Source organism: Glaciimonas sp. PCH181, assembly GCF_003056055.1.
GTDB lineage: Bacteria > Pseudomonadota > Gammaproteobacteria > Burkholderiales > Burkholderiaceae_D > Glaciimonas.
The window spans coordinates 1,213,479-1,235,567 of record NZ_PYFP01000002.1; the positions used below are offsets into that span (position 1 = coordinate 1,213,479).

Sequence of the window (22,089 nt, forward strand, 5' to 3'; positions counted from 1 at the left end):
GAAAAAGTGACCGGCTGGCGGGCCGCCCCCGGCTTGCCTCCACGGAGCACACCCATGTTGTGAACCAACAAACAACACTCAAACCAAACTCAAATCCCCCCCATGCACAAATATTTAATCACCTGATAATCCTCAATCCCATATTTCGACCCTTCCCGTCCCAACCCCGATTGCTTAACTCCTCCAAACGGCGCAACTTCATTCGAGATCAAACCAGTGTTAATCCCCACCATCCCACTCTCAAGCGCCTCAGCCACACGCCAAATACGCCCGATATCCCGTGAATAAAAATAGCTGGCAAGTCCAAATTCGGTATCGTTAGCCAGCGCAATCACTTCATCATCAGTCTTAAATCGAAACAACGGTGCCATCGGTCCAAAGGTCTCTTCACGCGCAACCACCATATCCGAGGTCACGTCCGCCAAAACCGTCGGCTCAAAAAAACTCTGCCCTAAAGCATGCCGCTTACCGCCCACCAACACCCGCGCGCCCTTGCTGAGCGCATCCGCAATATGCTGCTCGACTTTTTCAACCGCTTTCTGATCAATCAATGGTCCCTGCGTCACGCCTTCTTGCTGGCCGTCGCCCACTTTCAATTTACCCACCGCCGCAACCAGCTTTTGCGCAAACGCATCATAAACACCATCTTGCACATACAACCGATTAGCACAAACGCAGGTTTGCCCGGCATTCCGATATTTGGAAGCCATTGCCCCCTCCACCGCAGCATCCAAATCAGCATCGTCAAACACGATAAACGGCGCATTGCCGCCTAATTCCAACGACAACTTTTTAACCGTCGCCGCGCATTGCTCCATCAACAATCGCCCAACACCAGTCGAGCCAGTAAAGGTCAATTTACGCACGATCGGATTACGCGTCATTTCGCCGCCAATTTCTCGCGCCGCGCCGGTAACCACGCTAAACACCCCAGCCGGGATGCCTGCGCGCTCTGCCAGAACTGCCAGCGCCAATGCCGAAAACGGAGTCGATTCCGCTGGTTTCAGCACCATCGGACAACCCGCCGCCAGCGCTGGCCCAGCCTTACGGGTAATCATCGCCGCCGGGAAATTCCAGGGCGTGATCGCCGCGCACACGCCAATTGGCTCTTTGATGACAACAATCCGATTGTTCGGCGAGGGCGATGGAATCGTATCGCCACCGGCCCGTTTACCCTCTTCAGCAAACCATTCAATGAACGAGGCGGCGTAGGTGATTTCGCCCTTGGCTTCAGCCAGCGGTTTGCCTTGTTCGGTGGTCATGATCAACGCCAGATCATCGGCGTTTTCTAGCATCAGATCATTCCATTTACGCAAGATGATGCTGCGCTCTTTCGCAGTCTTGCGACGCCAGGATTTCCAGGCGACATCGGCGGCGACAATCGCGCGTCTGGTTTCTGCTGCGCCCATTAGCGGCACGGTGCCGATCGTCGCGCCAGTCGCCGGATTGGTGACTGGATGCGTCGCGCCGCTATCGGCGTCGCACCATGCGCCATCGATATAAGCTTGCTGGCGAAATAAAGAGGCGTCTTTCAATTGCAACATAAGGAACTCCAAATTTGAATGTGCGGACACGGGCATGTCAGGCGGCAGCCGCGCTGCGTAGTGCGGCATCAAGGATATCCAGCGCTTCGTCCATCACCGTGTCCGGGATGGTCAACGGATACAGAAAACGAATAGCGTTACTGTAAACACCGCAGCTCAGCAATAGCAAGCCATTTTTTAGGGCTTCGGCTTGTACGCGCTTGGTGAAATCCGCGTCGGGCATCTTGGTTCCCGCTTGCATGAACTCCACCGCGACCATCGCGCCAAAGCCGCGAATATCCGCAATTTGGGGGATTTCTGCGCGGATTTTTTCCAGTCGCTGCTTCAATTTTTGGCCTAGTACATTGGCGCGGGCGATCAATTGCTCTTCTTCAATCACATCCAGCACGGCTAATGCCGACGCCACCGCTAGCGGATTACCCGCATAGGTTCCGCCGAGGCCGCCGGGCGCTGCCGCATCCATGATGTCAGCACGGCCACAAACTGCCGATAAAGGCATGCCGCCAGCCAGACTTTTGGCCATCGTCATCAAATCGGGAACAACGTCGTAATGCTCAATGGCAAATAGTTTGCCGGTGCGGGCGAAGCCGGTTTGCACTTCGTCGACGATCAATAAAATGCCCAATTCGTCGCAGAGCTTGCGCAGCGCTTGCATGAAGTCGAGCGGCGCGGCATAAAAGCCACCCTCGCCTTGCACTGGCTCTAGAATGATGGCGGCCACACGTTTAGGATCAACGTCGGCCTTGAACAACATTTGCAATGCCGCCAGCGAATCTTCGGTCGTTACGCCGTGCAGTTCAATCGGGAACGGGACGTGATAAATCTCGCTTGGGAAAGGCCCAAAACCGACTTTGTATGGGACCACTTTTCCCGTCAGCGCCATGCCCATCATCGTACGGCCATGAAACGCGCCAGAGAAAGCGATCACCGCAGTACGGCCGGTGGCGGCGCGGGCAATTTTAACGGCGTTTTCTACCGCTTCTGCGCCGGTCGAAAAGAAGGCGGTTTTCTTGGCATGCGTGCCGGGCGTTATCGCATTGATGCGTTCGGCCAACGTGACGTAGCTTTCATAGGGGACGATTTGATAGGCGGTATGGGTAAATTTACCCAATTGTTCCTGAATTGCGGCAATCAATTTAGGATGGCGATGACCGGTGTTCAAGACGGCAATACCGGCGGCGAAATCGATAAAACGACGGTTTTCAACGTCCCATATTTCTGAATTTAACGCGTGCGAGGCATAAAAATCGCACATAACGCCGACGCCGCGTGGCGTGGCGGCGTTTTTGCGCTCATGTAGTTGGGCATTGGTAACCGGCATTGCGGTGGCATTGTGACCATCGTTTTTCATGGGAACTCCATTAAGTAGTTGTTATTGGCAGTGGCTGGGACTTTCGCAAAACTGCTCCAAAGGCGGCAAATAGGGCGCCGTTTTTAGCCATTTTGCGGCAGTAGCGATAACGCATACTAAGGCCGTCGTGGACCTATAATATAGTGCCACTTTGAATTTTCTAATGGAGCCACTTTGCGCATCGCTTCTCTGTCCGAATTTCTGCTGATGCGCATCGAGCGTCGTCCTGATACGACGCTGTCAACAGCGTCGTCTGCAACAAAATCCACATCCGACAATGGCGTCAAAACCGCTGCCAACGTCCCCTTGAATCGCCAGATCTATCAACTCATCCGCGAAGCCATTCTGACGCACTTGTTGCCGTCCGGATTACAGCTACCGTCATCACGCGATCTTGCGCGAGAGCTCGCGCTATCGCGCAATACTGTGACCTACGCCTACGAGCAATTGATCGCCGAAGGCTATCTGGAAACGCGCTCAGGCGCTGGCACGTTTGTCGCCGATACCACGCCAGATCTTCTTCCGGCGGGACGCTTAATCGCATCGCCTTTAACCGACGCAAGCGAGCAATCCGAACTTTCGGCGCTCGGCGCGCAATTGATTCAGCAGGCAGGTGCCAGCGATTTGCAATGGGGCGCTTTCATGCCGGGCGTACCAGATATCACGCTATTTCCGAACAAAATATGGAGCCGCCTGCAAAATAAGCATTGGCGACGCGCGCAGCCGGAATTACTAACCTATGGCAATGCGGGCGGGTATATGCCTTTGCGCGAGGCGGTGGCCGAATATCTGCGTATTGCGCGCTCGGTTAATTGCAATGCCAATCAGGTGATTATTACCACCGGCGTGCATCAGTCGCTGGATATCGTGGTGAAATTGCTAGGCGAACATGGCGATCGTGCGTGGGTCGAGGATCCTTGTTACTGGGGCACCCGCAGCGTGCTGAATTCGCTCGGCGTGAAAGCCGTCCCGATCCCGGTAGACGCCGAAGGGATGTGCATGCAACTGGCCGATCTGCCGCAACCGCCGCGCTTTATCTGCACCACGCCATCGCATCAATACCCCTTAGGAATGGTGATGAGTCTGTCGCGACGCCGCACGCTGCTAGAGTACGCGGCGAGTCGCAAAGTCTGGATTATCGAAGATGATTATGACAGCGAATTCCGCTACGACAGCCGGCCATTGGCCGCGCTGCAAGGGATGGATACGCATAACCGTGTGCTCTACATGGGGACTTTTAGCAAGACTATGTTTCCGAGTATGCGCATCGGTTTTATGGTCGTGCCAGAGGCGCTGGCGACAGCATTTGCGACGGGCGTATCCGAGCTGTATCGCGGCACGCAAGTATTTATTCAGGCGATCATGGCGGATTTTATGACTGAAGGCCATTTTGCCGCGCATATCCGACGGATGCGCATTTTATATGCAGAACGTCTGCAACTGTTGCAGGCAGCTATCCGGGACCACTTCGGAGATCGCATCACACTGAGCGGCGGCGAGGCTGGTTTGCATCTGGCGCTTGGCTTGCCGCAGCATTCCGATGATGTGGCGATCAGCCAGGCGGCGCTTGCGATTGGTATCGCCGTGCGGCCGTTATCGCGCTATTACATGGATGCTGACAACGCTCGCAATGGCTTGCTACTTGGTTATGCCTGCGTTCCGAACGATCAGATTCGGCCTGCCTTCGATAAACTGGCGGTCATTATTAAGCGTCACTGGCATGATTTTCTGGCGTGATTGGCATCAGGAATTTTCAGCTTACTTTATGCTTGTTATTCAGCAACGCGGTAAAAAGTCTTACGTCTTACGTCTTACGTCTTATATTTTGCAGCCTATTTCTGAAGCATTTTAGTTATCATCAGTCCACCCTATAAAAATCAAGATCAACATCATCGGAGACTTTGTGAAAAAACTGTTTTTCTGTACATTTGCTGGCGTCGCAGCCATTTTTCTTTCCGGCGCAGCAATCGCTGCTGCTGACGCGCCGCCCTCACGTCTGGATCAAATTATCCAGTCGGGCAAATTGCGGGTCTGCACGACCGGCGATTACAAACCGTTTACATTCTATAAAGCTGATCAAACGTTTGAGGGAATCGATGTTGATCTGGCGCAATCGTTAGCCAAGGCTATTGGCGTGCAGGCGCAATTTGTCAAAACCAGTTGGTCTACTCTGACGAATGATTTTTTGGAAAAATGCGATATCGCGATGGGTGGGGTTTCTGTCACTTTTGATCGCCAGAAAAAAGTTTCATTTTCTGCGCCGCACATGGTGGACGGCAAATCAGCTATTGCGCGCTGCGCTGATGTGGCGAAATTTCAATCACTGGCAGCCATTGATGTTCCGACCACCCGCGCAATCGTTAATCCTGGCGGCACCAATGAGCGGTTTGCCAAGACCCACTTCAAACAAGCCCAATTGATTGCTTATCCGGATAACGTCACTATTTTCGATCAAATCGTCGCGGGAAAAGCCGACATCATGGTGACCGATGCCAGTGAAACACTATGGCAGTCAAAATTGCATTCGGAGCTGTGCCCGATCAATCCTGACAAGCCGCTGCAATTTGCCGAAAAAGCGTTCATGCTGCCACGCGGCGACGTTCCGTTTAAAGAGTTCGTCGATACCTGGATGCATCAGTTAAAGGCAACCGGCGACTACGATCAAATCTCGAATCACTGGCTAAAATAAGAAGATTGCGAACTTGCACAGCTGGCTCAAACAATTGCCGCCGCAGAGATGTGTCGCATTAAAACGCATCCATCGATGTATCCGTCTCCGTCGGCAAAACCTTAGGCTTGCGATATTTTAACTGGGGCGCCACGGCCGTTGCCAGCTGGCGTCCCCACACCGCTGCACCGATGGCCGACGGATGATAGCCATCCGACGCCATAAAAGCAGGATCAGTCATGTTTTTCAGCGTTGGAACGCGGGTGATATGCATTTGATGCGATAAATCTGCCACGACCTTTGCTGCCACGCCATCCAGCTCCTGCGCTTTAAGACCAAGCACATAGCGCAACGGTTGCGGCAGAGCCGGAAATACGTGCAGCGGTGGCACCCCTGCCACCACTATCAAGCGCGGCGACAGATGTTGTTGCAATTGTCGCAACAAATATTTCAATTCATTGGCGTAGCGACGACGCGATCGAAACGCCGTACTGTCATTGACGCCAAAGGCAATCAACACGACATCGACATGCTGCGGCGCTATCTTTTCTGTGATGTGGGGAAGAAGAGTTTTGATCGCGGTGTGCAACGTTGCCCCGTTTTTTCCTACTGCCTGCCAGGCAACCGGGCGTCCTAACCGACTTGCCAGCGCCGTCGCAAACTGGCCGGTAATCGCCTCGTAATGCGTCGCGACGCCAACGCCTGCTACCGGCGATTCGCCAATCGTCAGCAACTGCAATATCGGTTGCTGCGCTTGCGAAAGATCGTTATTCGCCACCGGCGGTTGGGCGACGCCAGTATTCGGCCCAACAGCTTCCGGCAAGCGCGGCGTTATTCTGCGCGTGCGAAGCCCCTGCATAATCAGCCACGGCAGTAACGGCAATGCTGCCAGCTCCGGTAACCATCGACGCACGCGCTTTCTCCTCGAATCGCCCATTTAGCTTATTTTAAGTTTCGCTAATGCTGGATTAGCTGGTGGTGGCGTCAATTTCAACGCTTGCAACGTTTCCAGAACGATGCTGGCGATCGCCAAATTACGATGGGTCTTGGAGTTGGCCGGAATCACATACCATGGCGCGTAATCTGCGTCGGTTGCCTGAATCGCGTTAGAGAATTGGTCCTGATAGGCATCCCAACTTTTGCGCTCCTCCAGATCCTGCGGGTCAAACTTCCAATTCTTTGCGGGATCGTCGATGCGTGCTTGCAGACGACTAGCTTGTTCATCCTTCGAGATGTGCAGCAAACATTTAATAATAGTCGTTCCGGTCTCGGCCAACATACGTTCAAAATCGCAAATCTGGGCGTAACGCCGCTTACATTCGTCCTCATCAATCCAGTCATGCACGCGCGTTATCAGCACATCTTCATAGTGACTGCGATTGAACACGGCAATTTCACCGGCTTGCGGCACTTGTTGATGGATGCGCCACAAATAATCATGGGCTTTTTCAATCGCGGTCGGCGCCTTGAAGCTGACGACATTAATGCCCTGCGGATTAACGCCGCCAAATACACCTTTTACCGTACCGTCCTTGCCGCTGGTATCAATGCCCTGCAATACCACTAGCAATTTGTGCCGCTGCCCTGCGTAAAACATCTCTTGTTGCAAGCCAATTTCATTCGCCAGCGCGATTACCTTGGCTTTATCTTTTTCCTTGTCGTCACTCGATAGCGGCTTTTTACTAGCATCTGCATCTTTGATTTTAGTTTTCTTGCTCGCACGAAATTCACTCTGTGCTGACATAGGCTGCTCCTCGTAGTGCAATCATGGCGTATTGCATGGACAAATAACGTGTATCTTGCGCTAATTTTCAGGGCAGAATATTACACAAAGGCACTATTCCTCTACCGCAATAGTCATCGATTTTAGCGCAGCCGACTACTCGCTTGATCAACGATTTGTAACAAAGCTGAATAACCGCATCAACCAAAGCAAATTACAGCACCCCGTGTAGATTGCCCAAGGCGTGCTCAATCTTGATACAGCGATCCATCACAACCGACAAACCGGCTTTGATGGCTTTATCTGCCGCATCCTGATTGACGATCCCCAATTGCATCCAGACACAGCTGGCACTGATCATAATGGCCTCCCCTACGATAGGCGGAATATCGTTTGTTTTGCGGAAGCAATCAACGATAGCGATTTTCAGATTGTCGGCAGCCAAAGCCTTCGCAGCCTCATAAAGGTCTTTGTAGCATAACTCTCCGAGTATGTGAGTGCCCGCATACATAGGATTAACCGGGATAATCCGGTAGCCATGTTCTTGCATATAACGCGCAACACCATAACTTGGACGGTCGGGTTTCACGGATAAACCGACGATAGCGATAATAGGCTCAGCGGTTTGATTTGGCGTGGGAGAGACGGATGGCATGAGGGATTTCCTATTCAATTGATGCACGAACAAAAGCTTATGCGTAAACGAAAAAAAGCAGCCGAAGCTGCTTTTTTCATCGCCCAATCAGGACAATATCACTTTTCCAAAATGCTAGCAAAATGCCAATTACCGGCCTTTTGAACGCAATTTATGGATTGCTGCTAACTGCGCAATCGCCGCAGACAATTCTGCCTGTGCTTTTGCGTAATCAATTTTCGATTCCTGATTGGTTAACGCATCTTCTGCCATACGCTTTGCTTCAGTCGCTTTCGCTTCATCCAAATCGGCACCGCGGATCGCTGTGTCGGCCAGAATAGTCACGTTATCCGGCTGCACTTCCAGCAAGCCACCGGCCACGAACACAAATTCTTCATGCGCCTGACCTGGCACCTTGATGCGTACTGCGCCCGGCTTGATGCGCGTGATCAATGGCGTATGACGAGGATAAATCCCCAACTCGCCCGACTCACCCGGCAACGCGACGAATTCAGCTTCGCCGGAGAAAATTAATTCTTCCGCCGAAACCACGTCTACGTGAATAGTGTTTGCCATGTTAGACCCTTATTTATCCCATCGATCAATTATTGATAACATTACCTTCTGCGCTTCAACTGCGCGGACACTGACCGTAATCGTCGGTGTCCGCGCCGTAGGGACGCAATCGGCATCGCTATGTTTTAATTGATTTTCTTGGCTTTTTCGATTGCTTCTTCGATAGTACCAACCATGTAGAACGCTTGTTCTGGCAGGTGATCGAGTTCGCCGCTAGCGATCATTTTGAAGCCCTTGATCGTATCTTTTAGCGAAACGTATTTACCTGGTGAACCGGTAAACACTTCAGCAACGTGGAAAGGCTGTGACAGGAAACGCTGCATTTTACGTGCGCGTGCTACCAGCAACTTGTCTTCCGGGGCCAATTCGTCCATACCCAGAATCGCAATAATGTCGCGCAATTCTTTGTAGCGCTGCAAGATACCCTGAACAGCGCGCGCTGTCTCGTAGTGCTCTTGACCGACGACTAAAGGATCTAGCTGACGTGAAGTTGAGTCCAGTGGATCGACCGCTGGATAGATACCCAGAGAAGCGATATCACGCGACAACACGACGGTGGAGTCCAAATGCGCAAACGTTGTTGCTGGCGAAGGATCGGTCAAGTCATCGGCAGGAACATAAACGGCTTGGATCGATGTGATCGAACCAGTTTTAGTCGATGTAATACGCTCTTGCAGACGGCCCATTTCTTCAGCCAATGTAGGTTGATAACCCACAGCGGAAGGCATACGACCCAGCAACGCGGATACTTCTGTACCGGCCAATGTGTAACGATAGATGTTATCGACGAAGAACAACACGTCTTTACCTTCGTCACGGAAACCTTCAGCGATTGTCAGACCAGTCAATGCAACGCGCAAACGGTTACCCGGCGGTTCATTCATCTGACCATAGACCATTGCAACTTTGGAATTTTCTGGATTTTCCAGATCAACCACTTTTGCATCAGCCATTTCGTGATAGAAGTCATTACCTTCACGAGTACGCTCACCAACACCGGCGAACACGGACAAACCGCTGTGCGCTTTAGCGATGTTGTTAATCAATTCCATCATGTTGACGGTCTTACCAACACCCGCACCACCGAACAGACCGACCTTACCACCTTTGGCAAACGGGCAAACCAAGTCAATAACCTTGATACCTGTTTCCAGCAATTCCTGCGATGGCGACAAATCGTCGTACGCAGGTGCTTTACGGTGAATAGATGCAGTAGTTTCGTGGCTTACAGGACCGCATTCGTCGATTGGATTACCCAATACGTCCATGATGCGACCAAGTGTTGCTTTACCGGTAGGAACCATGATTGGCTTGCCGGTATTCTTGATCATCATGCCGCGACGCAGACCGTCGGAAGTACCCAGTGCAATCGTACGAACGATACCGTCGCCTAATTGCTGTTGTACTTCCAAAGTCAGTTCCGAGCCGTCCATCTTCAACGCGTCGTAAATCTTAGGCATCGCGTCACGTGGAAATTCAACGTCCACAACAGCGCCGATACACTGAACGATTTTGCCATCAGCCATTTTCGTTCCTTCAATATATAAAATTAAATTCAGTTGAACGCTTACGCGTTATGGTCGTTGAGCGCGCTTAAGCTATCGCAGCCGCACCGGAAACGATTTCCGACAATTCCTTCGTAATCGCAGCCTGACGAGTTTTGTTGTAGACCAACTTTAACTCGCCAATCACGTTCCCAGCATTGTCGCTTGCAGACTTCATTGCGACCATCCGCGCTGATTGCTCAGACGCCATGTTTTCCGCAACAGCCTGATAAATCAGTGTTTCGACGTAGCGCAATAACAGATCATCGATAACGCTTTGCACATCCGGTTCATAAATATAATCCCACGGATGGCCACCATTATCGTCAGCCTCAAGACGGTCGCTGGTCAGTGGCAGCAATTGCTGCAACGTCGGCTCTTGTCTCATGGTGTTGATGAATTTGGTGTACACGAGGTATACCGCGTCCAGACGACCTTCTTCGTATGCATCCAACAATACTTTCACCGGGCCAATCAACTTGTCCAGATGGGGCGTATCGCCGAGTTGCACAACGTGCGAAATAACTTTAGCGCCGACCCGGTTCAGAAAACCCAGGCCCTTATTACCAATTGCAACTGCTTGAATTTGATTCCCAGCTGCTTCCAGCTCACGCATCTTGCTGGTGACCAGACGCAAGGAATTGGTATTCATCCCGCCGCACAAACCTTTGTCGGTTGTGACAACAATGAAACCAACGGTCTTCGCGTTGTCCTGCTTGGTCATGAACGGATGCGTGTATTCCGGATTCGCTTGCGACAAGTTAGACGCGATATGCCGAATCTTTTCACTGTAGGGACGAGCCGCCAGCATCCGGTCTTGCGCTTTGCGCATTTTGGAGGCTGCGACCATTTCCATCGCCTTGGTGATCTTCTTCGTATTTTCTACGCTCTTGATCTTGCCGCGTATCTCTTTGCCTGTAGCCATGAGTTGTTACTCCTTATAGCCCCAGAGAATTAATACGCGTCGGATTTTTTGAAATCAGCAACTGCAGCAGACAATGCAGCTTCAGCATCTTTGTCTAGTTGCTTGGTTTCTTCGATCTTTTTCAACAACGGTGCGTGGCTGGTTTTCATGAAATCATGCAAAGCCGCTTCAAATGGCAGCATTTTTTTCACTTCAATATCATCCATGAAACCCTTGTTGACCGCGAACAATGTCACTGCCATCAACGAGATCGGCAATGGTGAGTATTGTGCTTGCTTCAACAATTCAGTAACGCGTGCGCCACGATCGAGCTGCTTACGGGTTGCTGCATCCAGATCGGAAGCAAACTGCGCAAACGCAGCCAATTCACGATACTGTGCCAAGTCGGTACGGATACCGCCGGACAAATTCTTGATGACTTTAGTCTGAGCAGCACCACCAACGCGCGATACCGAAATACCAGCGTTAATCGCAGGACGAATACCAGCGTTAAACAGCGACGTTTCCAGGAAGATCTGGCCGTCAGTGATTGAAATAACGTTAGTTGGAACGAAAGCAGAAACGTCACCAGCTTGTGTTTCAATGATCGGCAATGCGGTCAATGAACCAGTCTTACCCTTGACTTCACCTTTGGTGAAAGCCTCAACGTAGGCTGGATTAACGCGTGCTGCACGTTCAAGCAAACGGCTGTGGAGGTAGAACACATCGCCAGGGTAAGCTTCACGACCTGGTGGACGACGCAGCAGCAACGATACCTGACGGTACGCAACAGCTTGCTTAGACAAATCATCGTAGACGATCAGTGCATCTTCACCGCGGTCACGGAAGTATTCGCCCATCGCGCAACCGGAGTATGGCGATACGAATTGCATCGCAGCCGACTCGGAAGCAGAAGCAGCAACAACAATGGTGTATTCCATCGCGCCATGCGCTTCAAGCGAACGCACGATGTTTTTGATCGACGATGCTTTTTGACCAATCGCAACATAGATACATGTAACGTTTTGGCCTTTTTGATTGATGATCGCATCAATCGCTACAGCAGTCTTACCAGTTTGACGATCGCCAATGATCAGTTCGCGTTGACCGCGACCGATTGGAACCATCGAGTCAATTGACTTGATACCGGTTTGCATCGGCTCGGAAACCGATTGACGTGCAATAACGCCTGGTGCGATTTTTTCGATCGGTGCTGTCAACTTGGCGTTGATTGGACCTTTACCATCGATCGGCTGACCCAGCGCATTTACAACACGACCGCGCAGTTCAGGACCGATAGGCACTTCCAGAATACGACCAGTACATTTGACTATGTCGCCTTCCGAGATGTGCTCGAAGTCACCCAAAATCACAGAACCGACTGAGTCGCGTTCCAGATTCAGTGCCAGACCGAATGTATTACCTGGGAATTCCAGCATCTCACCTTGCATCACGTCAGACAGACCATGGATACGGCAGATACCATCGGACACGGAGATAACCGTGCCTTGATTACGAATCTCAGCGGTATCGCCAAGGCCTTGAATCCGGCTCTTGATCAGTTCGCTGATTTCAGACGCGTTGAGTTGCATACTAACTCCTAAAATTTTTCTCTTTGGCTTACGCTAAGGACTCGGGCCACGCAATTCGATGCAGTTGTTAAAGTTTCGATGCGGCTGCTGGTGCTAATTAAGCTGCCAGCGCAACATGTAACTGTTGCAGCTTGGCGCGTACCGATGTGTCCAGCACTTCGTCGCCAACTATCACACGCACTCCACCAATTAGCGCACTGTCGACTTTGACAGCAGGGTTGAGCTTGCGGCCGAATTTCTTTTCCAACGTGACCAGCAGTTCTTGCACTTGTGCATCAGATAACTCAAAAGCACTGGTGATTTCAACATCGGCGGCACCTTCCTGGGCATTTTTCAGCACATGGAATTGCTCAGCGATTTCTGGCAAGGCGATCAAACGACCATTTGCAACCAGCGTGTTGACAAAGTTTTTGGCTTCGTCAGTCAACGGTGATTTCAACAGCGCAAGAAAGATGTCAGCAACCTGCTGATGTGTCACTGCGGGATTTTGCGCCAATGCCTGAACATCTCGATGAGCAGCAACTTGTGCCATCTCATTGATCAAACCAGACCATGCAACCAAATCTTGCGACTTGGCTACACGGAACAGCGCATCTGCGTAAGGGCGGGCAATCGTTGCGATTTCAGCCATGATTACAGCTCTGTTTTCAGTTGGTTCAACAAATCGGCGTGGGCCGCTGCGTTGACTTCGCGCTTCAGAATCTGTTCTGCGCCTTTAACAGCCAGAGTAACAACTTCATCGCGCAAACCTTCGCGTGCTTTAGTTACTTGCTGATCTGCATCCGCTTTAGCATTGCTAACGATACGTGCTGCTTCTTCAGAGGCCGTTTTTTTGGCGTCATCAATAATCAGCTGAGCGCGCTTTTCAGCCTCGCCAATACGCTTTTGACCTTCGTCGCGCGCTGATGCCATTTCTGCCTGTACCCGCTTTTCAGAGGCTGCCAGATCTGCCTTGCCGCGATCAGCGGCTGCCAGGCCGTCCGCAATCTTCTTGGTACGCTCATCGAGCGCTTTCATCAACGGCGGCCACACGAATTTCATCGTGAAGCCGGCGAGGATAAAGAAGACCACGAACTGCGCAAACAATGTTGCATTTAAGTTCACGGTAATTTCCTTCTCAGAATAACGTGTGCTGAAATAATTTCAGCAAAATGAGAATCGGCTATGCTGCCCGAATTACTTAGGTACGAATGGATTTGCGAAAGCGAACAACATGGCGATACCAACACCGATCAGGAACGCAGCGTCGATCAAACCAGCCAGCAAGAACATTTTAGTTTGCAAAGTGTTCATCAGTTCTGGTTGGCGTGCGGATGCCTCAAGGTATTTACCGCCCATGATAGCGATACCGATACAAGCACCGATTGCGCCCAAACCAATAATCAAACCACAAGCCAAAGCAACAAAAGAGAGATCCGTCATGACAATTCCTTCAAAGTTAAAGTTAATACAAAAGGCAAATCAAAAAAATAAACCACAAAAACCTACTACTGCCGGGAGTGCCGCTCAGAGCGCCTGACACTGATTGTCCGAGGCGGCATGTTATCCCCGCATCTTAATGTTTTTCGTGCGCCTGACCGATGTAGACAAGGGTCAACATCATGAAAATGAATGCTTGCAGCAACACGATTAAGATGTGGAAAATCGCCCAGATCGAACCAGCAATCACGTGTCCGACGAAACCAAATGTGGTGGCGGCAGAACCCAGCAATGCAATCAACAGGAACAACAACTCACCGGCGTACATATTGCCGAACAGTCGCATTCCCAACGATACGGTTTTTGCAGCGAATTCGATAAGATTCAATAACAGATTGAAAGGGGCCAGCCAGATACCGAAAGGCGCCGCCAACAATTCATGCACAAAGCCGCCTACGCCTTTGATCTTGACGCTATAAAACAGCATCAGGACTAGCACACCCAAGGCAATTCCCATCGTGCCGTTCAAGTCGGCAGTCGGTACAGCGCGGTGATGCGAAATGATGCCATCCAGTCCAACCAGCTTGAAGAAGCTTGAGAACATATCAACCGGCAGGAAATCGAGCGAGTTCATCAGGGCAACCCACACAAAAACTGTCAGTGCAAGCGGCGCGATGAAGCTGCGGTCGCCATGAACGATTTCTTTAGACTGGTTTTCGACCATCTCGACCATCATCTCGACGAAAGCCTGAAAACGGCCTGGTACGCCAGCGGTCGCGCCACGTGCTGCCACATACATCAGCAAGCAACCGAGTACACCGGCAAACACTGACCAGAAAACGGTATCGATATTGATGACGGAAAAATCAACAATTTTAGATTGGTGACTCGTCGCAAGATGTCCAAGGTGATGGACAATATATTCGGAGGGCGTAAGAGGTGCGTCGAGAACAGCTGCAGTCATGATTGGCGTCTAAATAGTAAGATAAAGTAACTTTTCAGCACCACGATAAAGCTGACGACAAAAGCCAGCCAATTGACACCGTGGTACAACCATACAACTGCGCCCAAGAGCGCAACCGTCGTAGCAATTTTGATAAACTCACCGATAAAAAACGATATCGGGTTCGCGCCGCCAGGTTTGCGCGCGCTGAAAAAAAGGCGCAGTGCAAATAAACCATTCGGCACTGCACAACACATGCCACCGAGCAGTGCGGAAATAAATCCCGACATCCCACCCAATAGCCCTGCCACACCTGCAACAACGACTGTGACGATAAATTGCAAGAGCACAATACGCAACATACTGATCCTAAATTGTGCAGAACCGGGCGTCCAGATGAGTGCGCTCACGGCAGTTTTAGAAGCCCGAGGATTATACGATCAGCATGTTGTTCACGTCAAACTTTTGCAAAAGAATCATAAGCTTATGTCACGCGATACAACAGTTTTGGAACCGCCAGGTTGTGCCAGTCTGTCCCTTCCCTGCCGCCAATCACTGCGATTGCTTGCCGCATCGAGGTGATTGTCTGCACCAATATTGTGAAATGTGTCCAGCCATGACGTCCCGAATGACGGTAATGTTGCGACCTTACTCCGGTCCTCGAAGGCGGGTAATCAATCCATCCAGCGTATCCAGATCGGAAAAATCAATAATTAACTGGCCGCGATTTTTTGCACCGGTCTTGATCGTCACCAACGTTGCCAGTAAATCGGATAACTCTTCTTCCAGGCGTGCGATGTCACGCGACTTATCCTTACTTTTACCGAGCGGACGCGCGACCGCGTTTTGTTCAGCAGTGGTACGCGTAACCAGTTTCTCGGCATCGCGCACTGACATCCGCTTTGCGACAACTTGATTCGCCAACGTGATCTGCGTCGCCGCGTCCACTGCCAGCAATGCACGGGCGTGGCCCATGTCAATGTCACCGGCCATCAACATGGTTTGAACTGGCTTGGCCAGATTCAATAAGCGCAGCAAATTCGATACCGCACTGCGCGAGCGTCCAACTGAAAGCGCCGCCTTTTCATGCGTGAAATCGAAATCGGTAATCAGGCGATGAATACCCTGCGCTTCTTCTAGCGGATTCAGATCTTCACGTTGAATGTTTTCGATCAGCGCCATTGCTGCCGTGGCCTGATCATCGACATCCTTCACCAACACCGGCACTTCTATCAGTCCGGCAATTTGCGCAGCACGATAACGCCGTTCACCGGCAATAATTTCGTAATGCTGAGCACCGTTTTTTTGCGCAATCGGGCGCACCAGAATCGGTTGCAACAAGCCCTGCTCTTTAATCGAGGCTGCCAACTCGGCAAGCGCACCTTCATCCATGCGCGTACGCGGCTGATATTTACCGGCCTGCATCACGGCAACCGGCAATACCGAAGGCGCGCCGGGAATGGTCGGAACTGCTTCGGTAATATCGGTCGAACCGCCTAGCAGTGCATCCAGGCCGCGGCCCAGGCCTTTTGATTTTTTCGTTGCCATAATTATCTTTACGTTACCAATCACATTGTTTTGATACGCTCGACCATCTCGGCACCAAACGCAATATAGGCCTGCGCCCCTTTCGAAGCGGGATCAAAACAGACGCCCGGCATGCCATACGACGGCGCTTCGGCCAGACGTACATTGCGCGGGATGACGGTTTTAAAAACCTTATCGCCAAAATGCTGCTCAAGCTCTGTCGATACCTGCTGCGACAGCGTCATACGCGGGTCGAACATTACTCGTAATAAACCGATAATTTTCAAATCGGTATTTAAATTTGCATGAACTTTTTTAATGGTATTGACCAAATCCGACAGACCTTCAAGCGCATAGTATTCGCACTGCATCGGAATGATCACGCCGTTCGCTGCACACAAGCCGTTCAGGGTTAACAACGACAGTGCTGGCGGACAATCGATCAAAATAAAATCGTATTCATCGGCGATACTGGCAATCGCATCCTTAAGACGTTTTTCGCGATTTTCCAGCTCTACCATTTCAACTTCAGCGCCAGCCAATTCACGGTTCGCTGGCAACACATCAAAATTGCCTGTTTCAGAAACCACGCGCACGCTTTTGATATTCGCCATGCCCAACAGCACTTCGTAAATCGAGCCCTTTAATGTGCCCTTATTGATACCCGCCCCCATCGTCGCGTTTCCTTGCGGATCGAGATCGGCCAGCAATACACGTTGATTGAGTTGAGCCAAGCCAGCGGCCAGATTAACAGCAGTAGTTGTTTTACCAACTCCACCTTTTTGATTGGCGACGCAGAATATTTTTGCCATGTAATGAAATCGTTATATTGTTATTAATTGGTCGTCAGCTTAATCCCAAAGCCAATCAGGAAAATTCCTGCGACTTTAGAAGCAAAAGCAGTGATGAGACGGTGGCGCGCCAAATGTTTAGCAGCAGCATTGCCTACCAGCACAAGCAGACTACCGTAAATTGCCGAGCAGCTGGAAATGATTAAGCCCATTGTCAGAAAAGTGATACTGCCGCGCTGTGTCACTGGATTGATAAACAGCGGGAAAAAAGCCATGTAAAAAATGATTGCCTTAGGATTAATCAGCGTCACAAAAAAACCGCGACGCAAATCCGCAAGATTTGAAAACGGTGTCAGCCCGCTCGCGCCGCCACTTTTTGCCCGTAGTAATTTAAATCCCAGATAAGCCAGATAAACAGCGCCGAGATATTGGACGCCTTTAAATAAAATCAGATTCGCATGCAACAATGCCGCGACGCCGATTGCAGCCAGAAACATCAGCACTGCATCGCCCATCATGACCCCTGCCATCGCTGCAAAGCCACCCCGTAAACCATTTTTTCCTGCGCTGGACAACAGGCAAAACGTGCCCGGTCCCGGCAACATCAAAAAGACGACCGTCGCGGCAATCAATTGCCAAACGTCAGTAATACCGAAGGTGTTAAAAAATGCGTTCATCATCGCTCCAACGCTTGATTAGTCTTGTTTAGTCTTGACCAGCTTACTGACATCAAATCCTTGCGCGGCGACTTTGGTCAGCGCACTCTGATACACAGCATCCGGCAACGATGGTGAGCGCGACAACACCCATAAATAATTGCGCCCCGGCTCGCCCACTACGGCATACGAATAATCCGATGCCAGCTCAAGCACCCAATAATCGCCCCAGACCATCGGCAGCCATGCCAACCATGCCGGTGCAAAACGCACTTTTAATTTAGCGTTGCTGGCCGTATCCACAACCCGCGCAACCCCGGCCGCTTTCACCACTGCCCCGTCGCTTTTCTGGCAACGATTCAACACGTCAATATTGCCATCGGTGCGCGTACTATATTCGGCAGTAACGTTGCCGCTGCACTTTTTCTGAAAGCTATTTGGAAAGCGTGCAATTTCGTACCATTTTCCGACATAGCGGGCCAAGTCTACAGAAGACACAGCCGTTACCGGAGATGCGATTATCGTTCCAACGCCTGCCGCATTTTGTGCCAGCATGGTGGAAGGCGGTATCGCCATCAACAACGCCAATAAGCCAAAATATTTTTTCATGATCAGGCCCGTCGAATGTAAATCAGATGGCGCTCCGCATCCAGACCCGGCACCAAAATCGGACGCACTTCAGTGACTTTCCAGCCATTGGGCAAGCGCGCTATTTCATCATCCGGCTGCACACCTTTTAGCGCAATGAACTGACCATCGTCGGTCAGCAAATGCGCCGACCAGTTGATAAAGTCGGACAGCTCGGCAAAAGCCCGCGAAGTAATCACATCAAACTTTTGCGGGACTTCTAATTGCTCTACACGCGCCGTGTGTACGCGTACATTTTTCAGGCCCATTTCTGCTTTGACCTGCGTCAGAAATGCCGTTTTTTTATGCACGGTATCAATCATAGACACTCGCATTTCCGGCTGCGATGTCATGCCCCAGATCGCCAACACCATACCAGGCAAGCCGCCGCCAGCGCCTACATCCAGGACATTTTTTGCGCCTATAAATGCAGGGATCACCGCCAGTGAATCCAGCAAATGATGCGTCATCATTTGCGCCGGCTCCCGGATTGAGGTCAGGTTATAGGTACGATTCCATTTTGCCAGCAAAGCCAGATAAGCCAACAATTGCGTCTGTTGCACGTCATTCAGGCCAATGCCCAGTTTCTGCGCACCGTCCCGCAAAGTTGCAGCAAGCGCGCCATCTACGTTGGTATCTACTTCACTCATGCCAGCAATCCTTTGCTATTTAATGTATTCAACTTAGCCACGTATCGGTTATCCCGGTATCAGATTACGCTGCTTGCTCGTCGCCATCCACGCGTTTGTCGGCTTTTTTCATGCTGCCTTTTTTCAGATGTACCAGCAATAACGACAGCGCGGCAGGCGTTACACCGGCAATCCGAGAAGCCTGACCAAAAGTTTCTGGACGCTGTTGATGCAATTTTTGCCGTACTTCCATCGATAGCGATTGCACTTGCAGATAATCGAAATCGGCTGGCAATTTCAGATTTTCGCTGTGCTCGTGGCGCTCTACTTCGCGCGCCTGACGATCAATGTAGCCGGCGTATTTAACCTGAATTTCCACCTGCTCTTTGACCGTATCGTCTTGCACGCCGGGCCCGCCTAAATCCTGACCATCGATGCCTTTTAGGGTGACAAGCGCATCATAAGTAACGTTGGGACGGCGCAACAAATCTACCAATGCATACTCACGTTCAATTGCTTTTCCAACAACTCTTTCTGCTTCAGCATCCGACAAAATCCGCGGGTTAACCCAGGTCGAACGCAAGCGTTCCATTTCCATTGCCACTGCTTCGCGTTTTTTCTCGAACTGTTCCCATTGCGCATCGCCAACACATCCTAATTGACGACCGATTTCGGTCAGGCGCAGATCGGCGTTATCTTCGCGCAAACTCAAGCGATATTCGGCACGGCTGGTGAACATCCGATACGGTTCAAGCACGCCCTGCGTAATCAAATCATCGACCAACACGCCCAGATAAGCTTCGTCGCGGCGTGGAGTCCAGGCATCTCGCTCCTGAGTCTGCAAGGCGGCATTTAAGCCCGCCAGCATGCCTTGTGCAGCAGCTTCTTCGTAACCGGTCGTGCCATTGATCTGACCAGCAAAATACAGACCGCTAATCGACTTGGTTTCAAGCGAAGCCTTCAGTCCACGTGGATCGAAATAATCATATTCAATCGCATAGCCGGGACGCAAAATATGGGCGTTCTCCAAACCAACCATCGACTGTACCAACGCCAGTTGCACATCAAATGGCAAACTGGTAGAGATGCCATTTGGATAATATTCGTTGGTCGTCAGGCCTTCTGGTTCCAAAAATATCTGATGCGAATCCTTGCCCGCAAAGCGATGAATTTTGTCTTCAATCGACGGACAATAGCGCGGACCTACGCCCTCGATCACGCCGGTATACATCGGGCTACGATCAAGGCCAGCACGAATAATGTCATGCGTTTGTAAATTGGTATGCGTAATCCAGCACGGCATTTGGGCCGGATGCATGGCGGCGTTACCCATGACCGAAAATACCGGAACAGAATCAAGATCGCCGGGCTGCGGTTGCATCAAAGAAAAATCGATCGTGCGACCATCAATCCGTGGCGGCGTGCCGGTTTTCAAACGGCCTTGCGGCAACTTCAATTCTTTCAATCGGGCCGACAATGAAATCGCAGGCGGATCGCCCGCCCTGCCCGCCGCGTAGTTATTCAAGCCGACATGAATTTTGCCGTCAAGGAAAGTACCTGCAGTCAAGACCACAGCGCGGCTCAGAAAGCGAATACCGACTTGCGTGACAGCGCCAACTACGCGATCGCCTTCGACGATCAAATCATCCACGGCCTGCTGAAACAGCCATAAATTCGGTTGATTTTCGAGACGTGAACGGATCGCCTGTTTGTACAGAATACGATCAGCTTGAGCGCGGGTTGCACGGACTGCCGGGCCTTTGGAGGAGTTTAAGATCCGGAACTGGATTCCGGCTTCATCCGTGGCGATCGCCATCGCGCCACCCATTGCATCGACCTCTTTTACCAAATGGCCTTTGCCAATCCCACCGATCGAGGGATTGCAGGACATTTGACCAAGGGTCTCAATGTTATGGGTGAGCAATAAGGTTTTTTGGCCCATGCGCGCTGAAGCCAGGGCAGCTTCGGTGCCAGCATGGCCGCCACCGACAACGATTACATCAAAATTTGTAGGAAAGAGCATAGTGCGCCTCGATGAGACGGTGAACAGAGGCGTGATTATAAATCCATTTGACACCCACCGCCCGCTTGTTGGCCGCACTTGTGGTATTGATGCCCGATATTAATAACTTTTATCGATAGCGTGGCGCAATAGATGCGCCGACGGCCATTACACGATTCCAACTCTCATAAGTAACAAACTTGCCCGCACGACATTCTGGTCTAAATTTTATGGTTTCACGTGAAACATTCAGTCCAACAATTCCAGAGAATGTAGAAATTGTTTCACGTGAAACAAATGCTTTTATTTCAAAAAGGGGTCGTAACCGGTTTTTAAAATCAATATTAAAAACCCGTATAAATAGAAAAATCAGAGCGCTACCCCTACCAGGACCAAAAAGCCCATCATAAAACCCGATTCCACATCCAATCAATATGGCTACCACTAATAAAATGAATAGCAAAGCTCGACGGATTGCGTCGATGGGAATATGGGTGACGGTAACGGTGCCAAGAAATGAAAATAAAAAAGTCCCCGTAGCTGCGGGAACCACCGCGCTCCAAGCCATCTTTACCCGTCGTCCAAAACTCACCGCCGCTGCGCTAGTACCAAATATCCCAGCCAACTTATTGGTACCAAAAGTAGTGGCTGGCGCTGTCGTCGGCAAAATAGAAAATATCGCCGGAATTTGTATCAATCCACCCCACCCCACGACAGCATCAATTAATCCAGCAAGAAAACCAGCAACCGCCAAAAGTGCGTAACTCAGCATGAAATCGGGAAATATCAAACATATTCCGCCTTGAGTTGAGTACCAAATAATAAAGAGGTGTGACGAATGGATAGCAAAAAAATGATCGTATTGAAGTAGGTAAATTCGGGAGGCCCAATTTTACCGATTGATAAACAGCATGGGATGGTTTCACGTGAAACAAAATAGGCTCATTCAGCGTCATGTC

23 protein-coding genes are annotated in these 22,089 nt (G+C 50.8%); 2 read left to right on the top strand and 21 right to left on the bottom strand.

What is annotated here, in order from left to right; all coding sequences use genetic code 11:
* Positions 1-89 precede the first annotated feature (89 nt).
* Together gabD and C7W93_RS18700 are read right to left on the bottom strand one after the other, a co-directional pair.
* Positions 90-1,544 carry an NADP-dependent succinate-semialdehyde dehydrogenase gene (gene gabD, locus C7W93_RS18695; RefSeq protein ID WP_108441758.1) on the bottom strand — a complete coding sequence of 485 codons (1,455 nt, stop codon included), beginning with the start codon at positions 1,542-1,544 and terminating at the stop codon, positions 90-92.
* 37 nt (positions 1,545-1,581) lie between these two features.
* Positions 1,582-2,895 (bottom strand): 4-aminobutyrate--2-oxoglutarate transaminase, encoded by a 1,314-nt coding sequence (locus tag C7W93_RS18700; protein ID WP_225869933.1) that lies wholly within the window; start codon positions 2,893-2,895, stop codon positions 1,582-1,584.
* A 174-nt stretch (positions 2,896-3,069) separates the two neighbouring features.
* Here C7W93_RS18700 and C7W93_RS18705 point away from each other — a divergent pair, with 174 nt between their 5' ends.
* Positions 3,070-4,632: a PLP-dependent aminotransferase family protein gene (locus C7W93_RS18705; protein WP_108441759.1), complete on the top strand. Its 1,563-nt coding sequence runs from the start codon at positions 3,070-3,072 to the stop codon at positions 4,630-4,632.
* A 166-nt stretch (positions 4,633-4,798) separates the two neighbouring features.
* Positions 4,799-5,584 carry a transporter substrate-binding domain-containing protein gene (locus C7W93_RS18710; RefSeq protein WP_108441760.1) on the top strand — a complete coding sequence of 262 codons (786 nt, stop codon included), beginning with the start codon at positions 4,799-4,801 and terminating at the stop codon, positions 5,582-5,584.
* Positions 5,585-5,642: 58 nt separating this feature from the next.
* Here the strand turns inward: C7W93_RS18710 and C7W93_RS18715 are convergent, their stop codons facing one another.
* The 19 genes from C7W93_RS18715 to C7W93_RS18805 all read right to left on the bottom strand — a co-directional run bounded on the left by C7W93_RS18715 (position 5,643) and on the right by C7W93_RS18805 (position 21,902).
* On the bottom strand, positions 5,643-6,476 hold the full coding sequence (locus C7W93_RS18715) for an SGNH/GDSL hydrolase family protein (protein ID WP_225869934.1): 834 nt from the start codon (positions 6,474-6,476) through the stop codon (positions 5,643-5,645).
* A gap of 24 nt (positions 6,477-6,500) precedes the next feature.
* The gene (locus C7W93_RS18720; protein WP_108441762.1) at positions 6,501-7,307 is read right to left on the bottom strand and encodes a polyphosphate kinase 2 family protein; all 807 of its coding nucleotides are present in this window, start codon (positions 7,305-7,307) and stop codon (positions 6,501-6,503) included.
* A gap of 193 nt (positions 7,308-7,500) precedes the next feature.
* The gene (locus C7W93_RS18725; RefSeq protein ID WP_108441763.1) at positions 7,501-7,941 is read right to left on the bottom strand and encodes a CoA-binding protein; all 441 of its coding nucleotides are present in this window, start codon (positions 7,939-7,941) and stop codon (positions 7,501-7,503) included.
* 129 nt (positions 7,942-8,070) lie between these two features.
* Positions 8,071-8,496, bottom strand: coding sequence for a F0F1 ATP synthase subunit epsilon (locus C7W93_RS18730; protein WP_108441764.1), 426 nt, complete (start codon positions 8,494-8,496; stop codon positions 8,071-8,073).
* A 125-nt stretch (positions 8,497-8,621) separates the two neighbouring features.
* Complete coding sequence (atpD, locus tag C7W93_RS18735; protein ID WP_108441765.1) at positions 8,622-10,022, bottom strand: F0F1 ATP synthase subunit beta; 1,401 nt, start codon at positions 10,020-10,022, stop codon at positions 8,622-8,624.
* Positions 10,023-10,089: 67 nt separating this feature from the next.
* Positions 10,090-10,965, bottom strand: coding sequence for a F0F1 ATP synthase subunit gamma (gene atpG, locus C7W93_RS18740; protein ID WP_108441766.1), 876 nt, complete (start codon positions 10,963-10,965; stop codon positions 10,090-10,092).
* A 29-nt stretch (positions 10,966-10,994) separates the two neighbouring features.
* Entirely contained in the window at positions 10,995-12,536 is a 1,542-nt protein-coding gene (atpA, locus tag C7W93_RS18745) for a F0F1 ATP synthase subunit alpha (RefSeq protein ID WP_108441767.1), read from the bottom strand.
* 97 nt (positions 12,537-12,633) lie between these two features.
* On the bottom strand, positions 12,634-13,167 hold the full coding sequence (locus tag C7W93_RS18750; protein WP_108441768.1) for a F0F1 ATP synthase subunit delta: 534 nt from the start codon (positions 13,165-13,167) through the stop codon (positions 12,634-12,636).
* Between the two features lie 2 nt (positions 13,168-13,169).
* On the bottom strand, positions 13,170-13,640 hold the full coding sequence (locus tag C7W93_RS18755; RefSeq protein ID WP_108441769.1) for a F0F1 ATP synthase subunit B: 471 nt from the start codon (positions 13,638-13,640) through the stop codon (positions 13,170-13,172).
* A 72-nt stretch (positions 13,641-13,712) separates the two neighbouring features.
* Positions 13,713-13,958: a F0F1 ATP synthase subunit C gene (gene atpE / locus C7W93_RS18760; RefSeq protein WP_038494309.1), complete on the bottom strand. Its 246-nt coding sequence runs from the start codon at positions 13,956-13,958 to the stop codon at positions 13,713-13,715.
* A 133-nt stretch (positions 13,959-14,091) separates the two neighbouring features.
* Entirely contained in the window at positions 14,092-14,919 is an 828-nt protein-coding gene (gene atpB / locus C7W93_RS18765) for a F0F1 ATP synthase subunit A (protein ID WP_108441770.1), read from the bottom strand.
* The gene (locus C7W93_RS18770; RefSeq protein WP_108441771.1) at positions 14,916-15,260 is read right to left on the bottom strand and encodes an ATP synthase subunit I; all 345 of its coding nucleotides are present in this window, start codon (positions 15,258-15,260) and stop codon (positions 14,916-14,918) included. Before C7W93_RS18770 ends, atpB begins: the two co-directional genes overlap by 4 nt.
* Before the next feature lie 286 nt (positions 15,261-15,546).
* Positions 15,547-16,446 (bottom strand): ParB/RepB/Spo0J family partition protein, encoded by a 900-nt coding sequence (locus C7W93_RS18775; protein ID WP_108441772.1) that lies wholly within the window; start codon positions 16,444-16,446, stop codon positions 15,547-15,549.
* Positions 16,447-16,466: 20 nt separating this feature from the next.
* Positions 16,467-17,237 carry a ParA family protein gene (locus C7W93_RS18780; RefSeq protein ID WP_108441773.1) on the bottom strand — a complete coding sequence of 257 codons (771 nt, stop codon included), beginning with the start codon at positions 17,235-17,237 and terminating at the stop codon, positions 16,467-16,469.
* A 23-nt stretch (positions 17,238-17,260) separates the two neighbouring features.
* Positions 17,261-17,893 (bottom strand): leucine efflux protein LeuE, encoded by a 633-nt coding sequence (leuE, locus tag C7W93_RS18785; RefSeq protein WP_108441774.1) that lies wholly within the window; start codon positions 17,891-17,893, stop codon positions 17,261-17,263.
* 18 nt (positions 17,894-17,911) lie between these two features.
* Positions 17,912-18,481 carry a lipocalin family protein gene (locus C7W93_RS18790; protein WP_108441775.1) on the bottom strand — a complete coding sequence of 190 codons (570 nt, stop codon included), beginning with the start codon at positions 18,479-18,481 and terminating at the stop codon, positions 17,912-17,914.
* Between the two features lie 2 nt (positions 18,482-18,483).
* On the bottom strand, positions 18,484-19,149 hold the full coding sequence (rsmG, locus tag C7W93_RS18795) for a 16S rRNA (guanine(527)-N(7))-methyltransferase RsmG (protein WP_108441776.1): 666 nt from the start codon (positions 19,147-19,149) through the stop codon (positions 18,484-18,486).
* Positions 19,150-19,213: 64 nt separating this feature from the next.
* Entirely contained in the window at positions 19,214-21,151 is a 1,938-nt protein-coding gene (gene mnmG / locus C7W93_RS18800; RefSeq protein ID WP_108441777.1) for a tRNA uridine-5-carboxymethylaminomethyl(34) synthesis enzyme MnmG, read from the bottom strand.
* Between the two features lie 109 nt (positions 21,152-21,260).
* Positions 21,261-21,902: a TSUP family transporter gene (locus C7W93_RS18805; protein ID WP_108441778.1), complete on the bottom strand. Its 642-nt coding sequence runs from the start codon at positions 21,900-21,902 to the stop codon at positions 21,261-21,263.
* Positions 21,903-22,089 lie beyond the last annotated feature (187 nt).